Source organism: Streptomyces panaciradicis (assembly GCF_023516615.1).
GTDB classification, from domain to species: Bacteria; Actinomycetota; Actinomycetes; order Streptomycetales; family Streptomycetaceae; genus Streptomyces; species Streptomyces panaciradicis.
Genome location: NZ_JAMGBF010000129.1, coordinates 12,841 through 26,260, shown reverse-complemented (window position 1 = coordinate 26,260; position 13,420 = coordinate 12,841). Strand labels below are relative to the sequence as shown.

Sequence of the window (13,420 nt, the reverse complement as noted above, 5' to 3'; positions counted from 1 at the left end):
TCACGGGTTCACGGTCCCCGACGGGACCGGCGCCCCGGCACGGCGGTCACCAGGAGGAGTCGTGCAGCGAGATCACCTGAAGGATGCACGGGGCGTGCACCCCGCCGAGGGTGTAGGTCAGTCCGCGGGGGACGTAGAGAGCCTCGCCGACGCGCAGCCGCAGGTTCAGCGTCGCATCCTGACCGCGGGCACTGTCGGTGGCGGCTTCCAGATCGACCCGGCAGTCGCAGCCGCCCTCCACGGGAAGCAGCACCAGGTCGGTGGCGGCCTTGTTGTCGGGGCGTTCCCTGCCGACCGGCAGCAGCAACAAGGTGCTGCGCGCTTCGCAGCCCAGCAGACGGCCCAGCTCCTCGGCGAGTTCACCGGCGCGGGCGGGACTGGACGGCACGACCGGCGCGGAGCCGGGCTGCTCGGCCGTAAGGGTGGTCTGCGGGAGGCCGGCCATGGAGGGCTCGGCCACGAAGGTCTCCGCTCCGTCCGACCAGACGAGGGCCGGCCCGCGGTCGCGATGGACCGACAGGCACATCGCCAGGTCCCGTGCGAACAGATCCACCGCGGATCTGCCGGTGACCGGAGCCGATTCCATGTCCACGTTCTGCTTCCCCCTCGTCGCGTCTTCCACCGCCGAACCGCAGGCCACGACGAGTCCCGTCGAAGCACACGGGCGGCGGCTCGCCTGTCGCCGGGCGGACTCGGCCGCCCAAGGGGGCGTGCTCGCGCGTCCGCCTGAGAGCGTGAGGCGCTTACGGGGGGAAGGGGACCTGCTCATACCCCTTCCGCACGCGGCCGCAGTCGTGTGCGAACCTTTGCTCCGGCACACCGGTGTGGCGTGCTGGACACTCTGCAACGTGAGGGCGCGTCGCGGTAGTCCCGAACTCACGGTACCGGGAGCGCGTGCGGGTGGCGCCCCCGGTGTGCGTACGTTCAGCTTTCGCGAAGGCCGGGCTCCGCGGCGGGGAGCAGGCCGTTCCGGGCGGCCAGCACGCCGGCCTGAAACCGGCTCTCCGCTCCGAGGGTCTCCATGATGTCCGCGATGTGCTTGCGCGCGGTGCGCAGCGACATGCCGGTGCGGCGGGCGATGGTCTCGTCCTTCAGCCCGGCGGCGAGGAGCCGCACGATGGTCCGGTCGATGTCCTTGGCGACGACCTCGAGCCCGTCGACGGCGGCGTCCGAGAACGGCTCGGCGAGGCTCCACGTCTGTTCGAAGACTTCGCACAGGTAGTGCACGAGGGAGGGTTCGCGCACCACCACGGCGCCGGCCGAATCACCCTGGTCGGGCACGAAGGCGATCTTGCGGTCGAAGACGATGAGCCGGCCGAACAGCTGGTGGGCCGTGCGGTATTCGGCGCCGAGCGCGGACACCGTGGCCACGTAGGCCTGGCTGGGGCCGTTGAAGCGGGCGGTGTGGTGGTAGAGCGTGCGCATGCGTACGCCCCGGGCGAGAAGACCGGTGTCCCGGCCCAGAGCCTCCTGCAGTACCGCGGGGTCACGCTGACCGCCGGGCTGGCTGGTCAGCAGCTCCTCCGTGCACTCGGTGGAGGCGCGGTTGAGGGCGGCGCGTACCTCCTCCACGCGCGGTACGACCTCCACGTCGGCGGAGGCGTGGCTGAGACTGTCCATGTAGTGCCCGCGCAGATCGGAGAACCGTTCTCGGATCCGGTTCAACTCGGTCTGCTGGGTGCGTATTTCGGACTCCAGGCGGCCGGTGAGGGCGGCGCCCACCAGGTCCGGGTCGACCGGCCGTAACCGGGCGGGGTCCTCGGCGTCGGCCTTGAGCAGTCCCATGCCCGTCAGGGACACCAGAGCGGCGTCCACCTCCTCCCTGTTGAGCCCCAGCTCACGCGCGGCACGATCGGGTTCCAGACGCTGGTTGCGGGTCACCCAGCGGTAGAGGGTCGCTTCCCGGTCGTTCGGTTGTATCGGAGGTTTGAATGAGTGGCTTTCGCCCGTTATGAACATGTCTGGCCCCTGTTCGCTTTGCTGTCGGACAGCTTGGTGAGCACCGTCGCCCATGGTGGTGACCCCTGCGTCGCGGCAATCTTGAAGCACCGGAGATCAGTGGAACCGCACCGCCGGTTCACCAACAGTGCGTCAGGAGTGCCCCGATGAGATCTGTACGTTCCTACCTCGCCGTCGTCGCCCCGCTGAGCGCGATCTTCGCCGTCGGAATCTGCGGAATGCACGCCTCTTCCGCCCCGGCGGGCCTGCCGGGCTCGGTACCGACCGCGTCGGTCGTCCGGGCCGGTGACGACGGTGACAGTGGCTGGGGACGCAAGGTGACCGCCGCCGGTGGCGACGACGACAGCGGGTGGGGTCACAAGGTGACCGCCGCCGGCGGCGACGGTGACAGCGGCTGGGGCCACAAGGCGACTGCCGCGGGTGACGACGGCGACAGCGGCTGGGGTCGTCGGGCGACTGCCTCCGTTGACGACGGCGACAGTGGCTGGGGCCGAGGGATCACCGCCGCGACGGTGGCCGAAGCCGGTGACGACAACGCTGTCAGCGGCTGGGCCTGATCCGACGCACGATGTCTGGCCGGCCATCGCCCGGCGCCTCCGCAGGGGTGCCGCCGAAATCCTGCGGAGGCCGGCCGGGCAGCGCTCACCAAGGGGACAGGCCTTCACGTGTCAGTCCGCCCCTCGGTCGACGTTCACCAAACCCTCATACCTTAACTCGGGCCGTGGATTTGCCGGTTGAGGCGGCCGGCCCGGGCCCGAAGTGTCGCACCGCCGCGCCGCGCGGCCCCCTCCTCCCACGAAAGGCCCCCCTCGTGAGTCCCATCGTCGGTGAAGTCCTGGAAACCCTCAGTGACCGCGAACGCCAGGTGCTGTCCTACCTGGCGGAGGGGTACACCTACCTCGCCATCGCCCGCCGGCTCAACCTGAGCCCTCACACCGTGGACACCTACCTGCGCAGGATCCGCGGGAAGACGGGGATCAACAACCGGGCCCATCTGATGATCCTCGCCCTCGAGGTGTCCCGGACCTCGGGCCCCGACCTGTTCCAGAGGTGAGACCGCGTCACGTGCGGGCCCGGTCAGTCGCTGCCCGGCCTCCCCTCTGCGGACGACCGCGCCGCCAGGGCCCGCCGATCGAGTTTGCCGTGGGCGGTCAGCGGGAGCCGGTCGAGGTAGATCAGGTGTCTCGGCAGCATATGGGCGGGCAGCCGGGCGGCGAGCGCCTCGCGCACCGCCCGGGGCGGAGCGATCGTGCGATCGGCCACCAGACAGGCCGTCAGCTGCTCCGCACCGCCCGTACGTGCGGCCTCCACCAGGCAGGCCGCCTGGCTCACTCCCTCGACCGTGCGCAAGTGCGCCTCGATCTCGCCGAGTTCGATGCGGAAGCCGCGCAGTTTGACCTGCCCGTCCATGCGTCCCACGTAGTGCATCCGGCCGTCCTCGCCTGCCACGGCCCAGTCGCCGCTGCGGTAATAGCGGCGGCCGTCGGGCCCGGTGGGGAACCGGGCCGCGGTCAGCTCGGGGCGGGCCAGGTAGCCGTGGCTGACGCCGGCACCTCCCACCCACAGCTCGCCCGGTTCGCCCGGTACGACCGGCCGGCCCTGCTCGTCGCGCAGCTCCACCGTCAGATGGGCCAGCGGACGACCGATCGGAGTGCGCCCGGCGGCGCACTCGTCCAGCACGGCGGACGTGAGCCGGCCGTGGGTGACGTGGACGGTGGTCTCGGTGATGCCGTACATGTTGGTGACGGCGGCTCCCGGGGCGATGTCCGCCCGCCACCAGCGGCGTACGTCGTCGGGGACGAGAGCTTCCCCACCGAGGACGACATGCCGCAGGGCGGGCAGCCGCAGCCCGGTGGCGGCGGCCTCGGTCACCAGGGCGCCGAAGGCGGAGGGCACCTGGTTGAGGATGGTGACCCGCTCCTCGGCGAGCAGCCCGGCGAACGACTCGGGGTCGGCGGCGACCGACCGGTCGACGATCACCGCGCGGGCGCCGGTCAGCAGCGCCCCCCAGATCTCCCAGACGCTGAAGTCGAAGCTCCAGGAGTGGAACAGCGTCCACACGTCGTCGGGTCCTGCCGTGTACAGCGGCAGAGCGGTGTCCAGCAGAGCGAGGACATGGGCGTGCCCGACGACACAACCCTTGGGCGTGCCGGTGGAGCCGGAGGTGTAGATGACGTAGGCGGCGTCCTCGGGCATCTCGTGCGCGGCACCGGCATCCGGCCGGGCGGTCAGCACCAGGCCGCCCACCCGGTCCACGATCCGCTCGCCGGCCTCCAGGTCCGGTGCGTCCTGCGCCAGGACGAGGGCGGCACGCGAATCCTCGAGCAGATGCCGCCGCCGTTCGGCGGGGTAGGACGGATCCACCGGCACATAGCAGGCTCCCGCGCCCAGGATGCCGATCATTGCGGCCAGTGCGTGCCGGGAGGCGGTGGCCCGCAGCGCGACGGGGGCACCGCGTGCGACCCTGCCGCGCAGCGCCGCTGTCACGGCCCGCGCCCGCTCCGCCAGCCACCCGTAACTGACCGTGCCGTCGGCGTCGGTGAGCGCGGGCCGCTGCGGGTACCGGGCGGCCATCCGGTGGAAGCGTACGTCGAGCCGTTCGCGGGACCCGGCGCCGTCGAGCCTCGCGGTAGCGGCCGGCCGGGTGACGGCGGGGGCCGCACCGAAGACGTCCAGGGCGTTCATACCGTGCTCCGCTCGCTCGCGGCACAGGCGTCCACCGCGGCCGGGCGACGACCGGCGGTGAGCGCGTGCACCAGGTAGCTGGCCACGTCGTTCGGGGTGGTACCCCGCCCGAAGACGCGGTTCACGCCGAGTTCCGCGGCCATTTGGGGATCGAAACGGGGCCCGCCGACGACGAGCAGAGGCCGTCGGCCACGGTCCGCGAAGACCGCGTCGAGTTCGGCGCACAGCTCCCGCACGTTGGTCAGGTGAGCGTCGCGCTGAGTGACGGCCTGGGAGACGAGAACCGCGTCGGCGTCCTCCTCCAGGGCGCGCCGGGCCAGGACGTCCACGGCGATCTGCGCGCCGAGGTTCACCACCCGCATGCCGTGGTAGTACTCCAGGCCCTTGTGGCCCGCGAAGCCCTTGACGTTCAAGATGGCGTCGATGCCCACCGTGTGGGCGTCGGTGCCGACGCAGGCGCCGACGACGACCAGATCGCGGCCGAGTCCCTCGCGGATCGCGTCGTCCACCTCCTGGGCGGACAGCAGCGGGTACTCACGCTCCACCACCTCCACCGCGTCGAGGTCCACGCCGTGGACGACCGCGCCGTACACGACGAAGAAGCTGAACTCGGTGCCCACGGGTCGGGCGTGCACCAGCAGGGGGCGCTGCACGCCCATGAGGGCGGCCATGCGCAGGGCCGCGCCCTCGGCCAGGGGGCCGTGGGGCAGGGGGAGTGTGAACGACAGTTGCACCATGCCGTCGTCGGTGGTGTCGCCGTAGGGGCGGATCACCCTCGGTCGCTGCTCGGGGTCGGCTTCGAAAAGGGTCATGTCCGGTTGGCTCCTTGCGGTCGGACGGTGTGGGGCGCGGCCGTGGATCCGGCGGCCGGGGAGTGGGCCGTGGGGCTCTCCAGCAGCTCGATCGCTGGATTGCGGTATCCGGGGGCGCGTTCGGCGACCCCGTCACGGCCCCGGCCGCCGTCCGCGGGTCGGTGCGTTCCGCCGAACGTGCCGGCGGCGATGGCGTCGAGCAGGCCTCGGTCGCAGATGCGTTCCAGCAGGGCGATGGCCTCCCGCAGAACGGACTCCGCACGGCGCGCGATGGTGCCGCCGGGTGCGGGGCGGAAGTCCTCCTCGAGGGCGCCTGCCGCCCGCATCACGTACCGGACGTTCTGCAGGGCGAGGTCGCGGTCGGACAGGAAGGGGGTGACGACGGCCTCGGTCATCATGCCGACGAGCAGGATGTCCTGCCCGGTCAGTGCCCCTGCCAGGTTGAAGAAGCCGTTGAGGAGGTAACCGCGGAAGATGTCGCCGGTCATGTGCTTGGTCGGCGGCATCCACTTCAACGGCGCGTCGGGGAACAGCTCGCGAGCCAGCAGCGCGTGTGCCAGCTCCATGCGGAAGGAGTCCGGCAGCTCGGGGTCGATCTCGAAGGCGTGCCCGAGGCCCAGCTGGCCGTCGGTGAGTCCGGCCTCCTTGCCGAAGTACTCGTTCAGCAGCTGACTGGCCGTCACCGTGTGGGCTGCGCTCATGGCGTCGGCGGTGGTGAGGTAGTTGTCCTCGCCGGTGTTGATGACGATGCCGGCACGCGCGTGCAGCTGGCGCGAGAAGCGCTGGTCGACGAAGGTGCGTACCGGATTGATGTCGCGGAAGAGGATGCCGTACATGGAGTCGTTGAGCATCATGTCCAGCCGCTCCAGGCCGGCCAGGACCGCGATCTCCGGCATGCACAGCCCGGAGGCGTAGTTGGTCAGCCGGATGTAGCGGTTCAGTTCGGCCGAGACGTCGTCCAGGGCGGCCCGCATCAGGCGGAAGTTCTCCTGAGTGGCGTAGGTGCCGGCGAAGCCCTCACGGGTGGCGCCTTCGGGCACGTAGTCCAGCAGGGACTGCCCCGTGGAGCGGATGACCGCGATGACGTCGGCGCCGCCGCGGGCCGCCGCCACCGCCTGGCGGATGTCCTCGTGGATGTCCCCGGTGGCCACGATCAGGTAGATCAGCGGCCCGGGCGGCCTGCCCCAGCGCCGGATCAGCCGCTCCCGCTTCAGGCGCTGGGCGTCGATGACGGCGACACCCTGCGCCATGGCGCGCCGGGCGTCCCGCACGGCGCGCTCGGCGTCGCGGCCTTCGGGGATGCGGAAGACGACGTCGCGGGCGGTGGCGCGGGCGGCCAGACCGGCGAGGTCCGGCGCGGCGCCCTCGCGCAGCGCGTGCCAGACCGGCAGAGCCACTCCGTGCGCCAGCCCCACCTGGTCGCGCACCGCGTCCACCAGCCGGTTCGCCCAGGGGATGCCTTCGGGGTCGGCTCCCGACAGCCCGGCCAGCCGCAGGGCGGCACGTTCCACGGCGGCGGTGGTGTGCGTGCGCGCCATGTCGACCACCGGCCGCCCGGCCCGGGCGGCCAGCGCCCGGGCCCTTCGCACCAGGACGGGGTCGAGCCCGAGGCGTGCCGGGCGGGGGGAGCAGAGGGCACCCGAGGTGGCGCGTTCGAGGGACCCGTCCGGGCCGGCGGGCGGGGTGGGCGCCGAGGCGTCGTCGGGCGCGGCCTCGACCGGCGCGGATGTCGCTTCCGCGGGGGCGGAAGCCGTTCCGAGGCGGCGTTCCAGCAGGCGGCGTACGGACGGCACAGTGCGTACGAGGTCCAGGGCGGCCTCGGCGTGTCCGGGCTGGTAGCCGTTGCCGATGATCATGGTGACGTCCGCCCCGAGGCCCTCGGCGCCCAGGGCCGCGGTCGGGAAGGACGTCGCCATGGAGAAGAAGACGACCGTGCCGCCGTCACGGGTGGCCAGGATCGCCGCGTGCTCGCAGCCCGGGACGTCGGTGCAGACGACGGTGACGTCGGCCGGTCCGCCGCACCCCGTCAAGGCCTCGCTCAGTCCCACCGCGTCGCGGGCGTCGGCCAGCAGCACGGCGTCGGCCAGGCCCTCCGCGGCGAGCGCGGACTCCTCGGCGGCGTCCGGGACCACCCCCACCAGCCGCGCGGCGCCCGCTCGGCGCGCCGCGGCCAGGGTCAGCACGCCCGACTTGCCGGACGCGCCGAGCACCGCGACCGACGGCGCCCTTCCGGTGCGGGCGACGGCCTCGGCGACGATGCGGGCGGCGAGGGCGGGCGCCCCGCAGACGTCGAGGACGGCGAGGCACAGCGCGTCGGGCAGGTCGGGGGGCAGGACCGTGGCCGCCGACCGGCCGAAGAGGATGGCGTGCCCGCGGGCGGGGACGCGTTCGCTCAGGCCGTCCCAGGAGCGCAGCCGGTCGGTCAGCTCCAGGGGCGTGAGGGTGAGCGACACCAGACTCGCGACCCGGTCGCCGGGGCGCAGTCCGAGAGGGGCGCACGGGCCCGTCTCGGCGACGGTGCCGATGAGCATGCCGCCGGAACCGGTGACCGGGTTGTGCATCTTGCCGCGTTCCCGCACGATCCGGCACACCGCCTCCCGGATGGCGTCGCCGTCGCCGTGGTGCTCCTCGCGCAGCTGGCGGTAGGAGGCGGCGTCCAGGTTGAGGCACTCGATGTCGACGCGCACCTCGTCCTCCCGCAGCCGCGGGTCGGGGTCGAGCCGGTGGGCCGCCTGGGGCAGCACCCCGCGGGGTGCGACCACGCGGTGCAGCCCCAACGGCGAGCTCTGCGTGGGCGCCGTCACCGCTCCTCCCGCATGCGATCGGCCCAGTACGCCTGCCCGGCCTCGCCCAGCGTGTGCAGGGGGTCGTAGTAGTGGTAGACGCGGCGCAGGGCCTCGGGGTCGCCGTGCTCGACGGAGGTGAGGTAGTTCTTCGACCAGTCGGAGATGCCGCGTTCCCGGTCGTAGGCATCGGCCTGGTGCACCCATCGCTTGCCGACGTACGGCACGTCGCACACCAGGCGCGGTGTCGCGAAACCGGGCAGATAGCCCATGATCGCGTGCTGCAGTCGCTGCGCGCGCTCCAGCGGCAGGCGCCAGTGCTCGGCGCCGGGGACGATGTCGCAGAGGTAGAAGTAGTACGGCATGATCCCCGCCGTGTCGAGCAGGGTGAAGCACAGGTCGAGCAGGGCCTCGGGGGTGTCGTTGACGCCGGCCAGAAGCACGCCCTGGTTGCGCACGTCGCGCAGTCCCGCCGCGAGCAGCCCCCGGGCGGCCTCGGCGACCAGCGGGGTGACCTGCTGGGCGGCGTTGGCGTGGGTGTGCAGGGCGAGCGAGACGCCGCGCGCGGACGCCTTGGCGGCCAGGTCGGCCATCCCTTCCAGCACGTCCGGCGCCATCCAGTGCTGCGGGAGTCCGATGAGCCCCTTGCTCGCCAGCCGGATGTCGCGCACGGAGTCGATGTCCAGGAGCCGGTCGACGAAGGACTTCAGCCGGGGCCAGGGCACGTTGGCGACATCGCCGCCGGAGACCACCACGTCCCGGACGGCGGGAGTGTCCCTCAGGTAGGCGATCATGCGGTCGAGGCGGTCGGCGGGGCGCAGCACGAAGCGGTACTTGTCGACCTGCGGCGTGGAGGTGCCGACCAGGTCCATGCGGGTGCAGTGCCCGCAGTACTGCGGGCAGGTGGTGACCAGTTCGGCCAGGACCTTCGTCGGATAGCGGTGGGTGAGCCCCTCCACGGCCCACATCTCCGCCTCGTGCAGGGAGTCGCGCGAGGCCAGGGGGTGGCTCGGCCAGCGCGGGTGCCGGTCGGTGGCGACGGGCAGCATGTAGCGGCGGACCGGGTCGGCGTAGAAGGCGGCGGTCGTGGGTTCGCTGTGCGGGGCGACGGTGTTGAGCACCTGCGGGGTGAGCAGCACGGGCATCGTCGCGTGGTGCCGCTGGTCGGCCTCCAGGTCCGCGAAGAAGGCGTCGTCGACACCGGTGCCGACGACCTGGCGCAGCTGGGCGGAGTTCTTCACGCAGTGGGCTCGCTGCCACTGAGGGTCGCGCCACTGGGCGGCGGTCACCTCGCGCCACCCGGGAAAGCGGCGCCAGTCGGGCTCCTGCGGCTCGTGCCGGCGGTAGACGTAGGGCTGGGCGGGAGCCGGCTCGGCCCGGTCGGGCCCGGTGATCGGTGGGGCGAGCGGTTCGCCCACCAGCCGGGGGCCGGGAAGGGATGCGGTCTTCACCAGGTGTCTCGTTTCTCCCGGCCAGGCGGCGGGGCGAGTGGGCTTGAGGGGCGGGCACGGACGGCGCCGGATCGGGCGGTGTCCGAAGAGGCGGGAAGGCGGGGCGTGCGGGGTGTCAGCCGGTGAAGGCGTAGACGTACATGCCCTCCCGGTCGGGGCGCCGGGCGAAGCCGGCGCGTTCCATCACGCGCTGAGAGGGGGTGTTGTCGGGCGTGGTCGTGGCGATCACCGTGTCGGTGCCGGGGTCGGTCAGGGCCCAGCGGGACAGGGCGATGAGCGCCTCGGTGGCGTAGCCATGGCCACGGGCCTCGGGGTGCAGGTCGAAGCCGATCTCGGCGCTGCCGTGGTCCGAGGGGCCGTGGAAGCCCATGCCGCCGACGGCGCGGCCGTCCTCGGCGCGGATCAGGACGTACATGCCCCAGCCCGGGCGGTGCAGGCCGGCCTCGTGGGCGCGGACGAGCATCCCGGCGGCCTCGCGGGAGCCGTCGCCGGGGTCGCCGCCCAGCCAGGCGAAGCCCGCGTCGCGCCCGGCGCGCAGCTCGGCCGCTTCAGCCGGAGTGACCTCGCGCAGCCGCAGCCGGTCGGATTCGATGCGGGCACAAGGGTGTTCGGCCACCTGCCGGCGGCAGGAGTCCTCGTTCCCGGACCAGCCGGTGAGGCGCCAGTCGCGGGGGAGGGGTTCTCCGGCGGGAAGGACGACGAAGGCGTCCTTGGGGTCGACGGCGATCAGATGGGTCACTGCTGTTGCTCCTGTGGTACGGGAGTCGGTCGGACGAAGGGGGGAAAGAGGCTGAGACAGACGGGAGTTGAGGGGTCGTCAGGTGCCGGATCGGGCCGCGCCGCTCACGACCCGCGTGGGGGCGACGACGTCCAGGGCGTCCAGCAGCCGGGTCAGTTCACCGGGGTGTCCCACGGAGATCCGCAGGTGCCCGGGGAGTCCGAAGCGTCCCGCGTCGCGCACGAGGATGCCGTGGTCGCGCTCCAGCAGCAGTTCGGCGGTCGCGGAGTCCTCCACGGGCACGGCGAGGAAGTTGGTCACCGACGGCAGAGCACGGCGTCCCCGGGCGGCCAGGGCGGCCCGGAACTCCTCGCGGGCCGCCGCGTTGGCCGCGCGGACCCGCTCCAGGTGGCCCCGGTCGGAGAGGGAGGCGACGGCGGCGGCCTGGGCGGCCCGGTTCACGCTGAACGGCATGCTGCCCTGCACGGCCCGCAGCCGGGCGATCGCGCCGGCCTCGCCCACGGCGTAGCCGATGCGCAGTCCGGCCAGGCCGTGCGCCTTGGAGAAAGTACGCAGCGCCACCACCGGCGCGCCGCTGTCCAGGTAGTCGAGCACCCCGGGGGTGCCGGGCGGAGCGAAATCGAGGTAGGCCTCGTCCACCACCAGGGGGGTTCCGGTGGCGGCGGACCGCTCGACGAGTCGGTCGAAGGCCGCTCGTGTCAGCGCATCCCCGGTGGGGTTGTGCGGGTTGCAGACGTAGCCGACGCCGGCCCGCCCCAGGGCGTCGGCGAGCCCGGCGGCGTCGGGCCGGGTGCCGGCCAGGGGGATCTCACGGCAGCCGCGGCGCACGTTCTCCAGGCAGATCCGGTAGCCGGGGAAGGTGCCGGCGGTGGTGACGCCGGGACGGTCCACGTCGCCCAGAGCGAGGGCGCTGAGCAGGACCAGCTCGTCGCTTCCGTTGGCGACGACGACCTGCTCGGCCGTCACGCCCAGCAGGTCCGCGACGGCCCGGGCGGGCGCTGACCGGTGGGGGTCGGGGTAGGTGCCGGTGGCGTCCACGGCCTCGTGCGCCGCCGCCAGGGCGAGCGGGCTCGGCCCGTAGGGGCTCTCGCTCAGGTGCAGGCGTACGGGGCCGGGCGGGGCGACCGTGGGGGGCGGGGCGACGGTCACGGCCGCTCTCCCATCAGCAGGCCGAAGCAGTAGCTGCCGGGCTCGGCCTCCAGGGTGAGGAAGCAGTGCTCGGCGCCCGCCGGGACGCGCAGCAGCGCGGGGGAGGTGAGTTCGTGCCGGATGCCGTCGACGCGGACCTCGATGCGGGCGCCTTTCGGGTGCGGCGAGACGAGGAAGTAGATCTCGTCGACGTCGTGCCGGTGCGGATCGGCGACCGGCCTGCCGACGAGGTGGTCGATGGGGCCGCCCGCCACCTGCACGGGGACGCCGCCGAACATGTCGGAGGTCAGGTAGAAGGGGGCTGGGTCGTGGTGTCCGGCCACGGGCAGGAAGCGGGGGATGTCGGTACGGACCTCGGCCGGTGCGTGCCGCGAGAGCGGTGCGGCGGCCGGTGCGGTGGGTGTCCTGTCGGTGCTCACGGGATGCCTCTCAACGTCGGTGGTGCGGGGAACCGGCGGCCGCCGGGCTGTCGGGGGAGCCTGCGGTGGCGCGCCGCGCGGTCGGGGCCTCGCCGAGGTCGTGGGCGCACAGCGTGCGTCCGGGCGCGCCCGTCGCCGGGTCGTCGAAGGTGTAGGTGAGGGTGGTGAGGGCCCGGTCCAGCACCTCGACCATCTCGGCGTGGTCGCCGGCCGTTCCCCACAGCAGCGCCAGTTCGGCGGTGCGCACATCGGGTGACACCCGGGAGCCGGGCCGCACCCGGCTGTCGTAGGTCTGCACACCGGGAAGGCCCAGGACGTCGCGGATGCCGTTCACGCGCGTGAGCAGACCGCCGTCGACCGGGGTCGGTACGGCCCGCGCGTAGACCACGCGGTCCTGCGGCATCCATGCGGCGGTGACGTCCCGGGCGGGGGGCGCGGGATGCGGGTCCGCGTCGAACGGGTCCTCGCCGAGGGCCACCCGGGCGGCCAGCGCGATGCAGTCCGGGCCGCCGGCCAGCAGGCTCAGGCCGCCGAGGCAGGCGCCCAGCCTGCCGTTGACCTCGATGACGCGAGGGCCGTGAGGCGTCAGCTTCAGCTCGGTGTGAGTGATGCCGGTGCGCACGTCCAGCGCGCGCACCGCACGAGCGGCCAGGTCGAGGACCGCGGCACGCTCGTCCGCGTCCAGCGGGGCGGGCCAGAAGTGGCCGGCCTCCCGGAACGGCGGGACCAGGGGGAACTTGCCGGTCACCGCCCAGTGCGTGACGCGACCGTCCACGACGGCACTCTCCACCGAGACGTGATCGCCGAAGGGCCCCCGGCCGGTACCGGCCAGGTACTCCTCCAGGACCAGGCCCGTCTCGCCGCCCTGGTCCGGCGCCACGGCCAGCAGGCTCTGCGCCAGGGCGGCACCGGCGGCGGCCTCGCGTACGAGATGTGTGCTGCGGCTGCCCTCACCGCGCACGGGTTTCAGGACGGCCGGCAGGCCCACCGCCGCGACGGCGGCCGTCCAGTCCGCCGGGGAGCGCAGCAGATGGGAGCGAACCCGGTCCACGCCACGCTCGGCGAGCCGGCGGCGCTGGGCGTGCTTGTCGGTGAGCAGCCGCACGGTCTCCGGTGTGTGGCCCGGCAGGCCCAGCCGGGCCGCCAGGGCGGCCGTGGTGTCCAGACGGCGTTCGCTGAAGGTGAGGAGAGCGGTGGGCGCGTGGCGGCGCAGCTCGGCCGCGGCCGCGTCGAGACCGTGCTCGGTGGAGGCGTCCACGCGGACCCCGGGCGCCAGTTCGGCGAGGAGGGGGCCGATGTCCGCCGTGTGCGGGGAGTCGACGACCGCGAAGACGACGTCCCCGAGCGGTTCGAGGCGTTCGACGGCTTCGACGGGCGAGACGGAGCCGAAGTCGTAGACGACGGCGATGACGGGGCGTGACAT

At 73.2% G+C, this 13,420-nt stretch carries 12 protein-coding genes; 2 read left to right on the top strand and 10 right to left on the bottom strand.

Going from position 1 to position 13,420, the window contains the following annotated elements; all coding sequences use genetic code 11:
- Positions 1-46: 46 nt before the first annotated feature.
- Together M8J74_RS33650 and M8J74_RS33645 are read right to left on the bottom strand one after the other, a co-directional pair.
- Complete coding sequence (locus M8J74_RS33650; RefSeq protein ID WP_249840062.1) at positions 47-586, bottom strand: hypothetical protein; 540 nt, start codon at positions 584-586, stop codon at positions 47-49.
- A gap of 338 nt (positions 587-924) precedes the next feature.
- Positions 925-1,881 (bottom strand): helix-turn-helix transcriptional regulator, encoded by a 957-nt coding sequence (locus M8J74_RS33645; protein ID WP_249840061.1) that lies wholly within the window; start codon positions 1,879-1,881, stop codon positions 925-927.
- A gap of 224 nt (positions 1,882-2,105) precedes the next feature.
- On the opposite strand from M8J74_RS33645, the gene M8J74_RS33640 reads away from it, so the two are divergent.
- Positions 2,106-2,516, top strand: a complete 411-nt coding sequence (locus M8J74_RS33640; protein ID WP_249840060.1) for a hypothetical protein — start codon at positions 2,106-2,108, stop codon at positions 2,514-2,516.
- 254 nt (positions 2,517-2,770) lie between these two features.
- Positions 2,771-3,013, top strand: coding sequence for a response regulator transcription factor (locus M8J74_RS33635; protein ID WP_249840059.1), 243 nt, complete (start codon positions 2,771-2,773; stop codon positions 3,011-3,013).
- Between the two features lie 23 nt (positions 3,014-3,036).
- Here the strand turns inward: M8J74_RS33635 and M8J74_RS33630 are convergent, their stop codons facing one another.
- From M8J74_RS33630 to M8J74_RS33595, 8 genes are all read right to left on the bottom strand, one after another.
- Complete coding sequence (locus M8J74_RS33630) at positions 3,037-4,644, bottom strand: amino acid adenylation domain-containing protein (RefSeq protein WP_249840058.1); 1,608 nt, start codon at positions 4,642-4,644, stop codon at positions 3,037-3,039.
- The gene (kamE, locus tag M8J74_RS33625; protein WP_249840057.1) at positions 4,641-5,456 is read right to left on the bottom strand and encodes a lysine 5,6-aminomutase subunit beta; all 816 of its coding nucleotides are present in this window, start codon (positions 5,454-5,456) and stop codon (positions 4,641-4,643) included. The genes M8J74_RS33630 and kamE overlap by 4 nt, the downstream gene beginning before the upstream one ends.
- Positions 5,453-8,260 carry a lysine 5,6-aminomutase subunit alpha gene (gene kamD / locus M8J74_RS33620; protein ID WP_249840056.1) on the bottom strand — a complete coding sequence of 936 codons (2,808 nt, stop codon included), beginning with the start codon at positions 8,258-8,260 and terminating at the stop codon, positions 5,453-5,455. Before kamD ends, kamE begins: the two co-directional genes overlap by 4 nt.
- Positions 8,257-9,690: a KamA family radical SAM protein gene (locus M8J74_RS33615; RefSeq protein WP_249840055.1), complete on the bottom strand. Its 1,434-nt coding sequence runs from the start codon at positions 9,688-9,690 to the stop codon at positions 8,257-8,259. The genes kamD and M8J74_RS33615 overlap by 4 nt, the downstream gene beginning before the upstream one ends.
- A 115-nt stretch (positions 9,691-9,805) precedes the next feature.
- Positions 9,806-10,429, bottom strand: a complete 624-nt coding sequence (locus tag M8J74_RS33610) for a GNAT family N-acetyltransferase (RefSeq protein WP_249840054.1) — start codon at positions 10,427-10,429, stop codon at positions 9,806-9,808.
- A gap of 78 nt (positions 10,430-10,507) precedes the next feature.
- Entirely contained in the window at positions 10,508-11,578 is a 1,071-nt protein-coding gene (locus M8J74_RS33605) for a pyridoxal phosphate-dependent aminotransferase (RefSeq protein WP_249840053.1), read from the bottom strand.
- The gene (locus M8J74_RS33600) at positions 11,575-11,997 is read right to left on the bottom strand and encodes a cupin domain-containing protein (protein ID WP_249840052.1); all 423 of its coding nucleotides are present in this window, start codon (positions 11,995-11,997) and stop codon (positions 11,575-11,577) included. Before M8J74_RS33600 ends, M8J74_RS33605 begins: the two co-directional genes overlap by 4 nt.
- A 10-nt stretch (positions 11,998-12,007) precedes the next feature.
- Positions 12,008-13,420, bottom strand: coding sequence for an ATP-grasp domain-containing protein (locus M8J74_RS33595; protein ID WP_249840051.1), 1,413 nt, complete (start codon positions 13,418-13,420; stop codon positions 12,008-12,010).

Bases quoted from the DNA above. Each gene is read 5' to 3' on its own strand.
- M8J74_RS33630 (WP_249840058.1), bottom strand. From the start codon at position 4,644: ATGAACGCCCTGGACGTCTTCGGTGCGGCCCCCGCCGTCACCCGGCCG.
- kamE (WP_249840057.1), bottom strand. From the start codon at position 5,456: ATGACCCTTTTCGAAGCCGACCCCGAGCAGCGACCGAGGGTGATCCGC.
- M8J74_RS33650 (WP_249840062.1), bottom strand. From the start codon at position 586: ATGGAATCGGCTCCGGTCACCGGCAGATCCGCGGTGGATCTGTTCGCA.
- M8J74_RS33595 (WP_249840051.1), bottom strand. From the start codon at position 13,420: ATGTCACGCCCCGTCATCGCCGTCGTCTACGACTTCGGCTCCGTCTCG.
- M8J74_RS33640 (WP_249840060.1), top strand. From the start codon at position 2,106: ATGAGATCTGTACGTTCCTACCTCGCCGTCGTCGCCCCGCTGAGCGCG.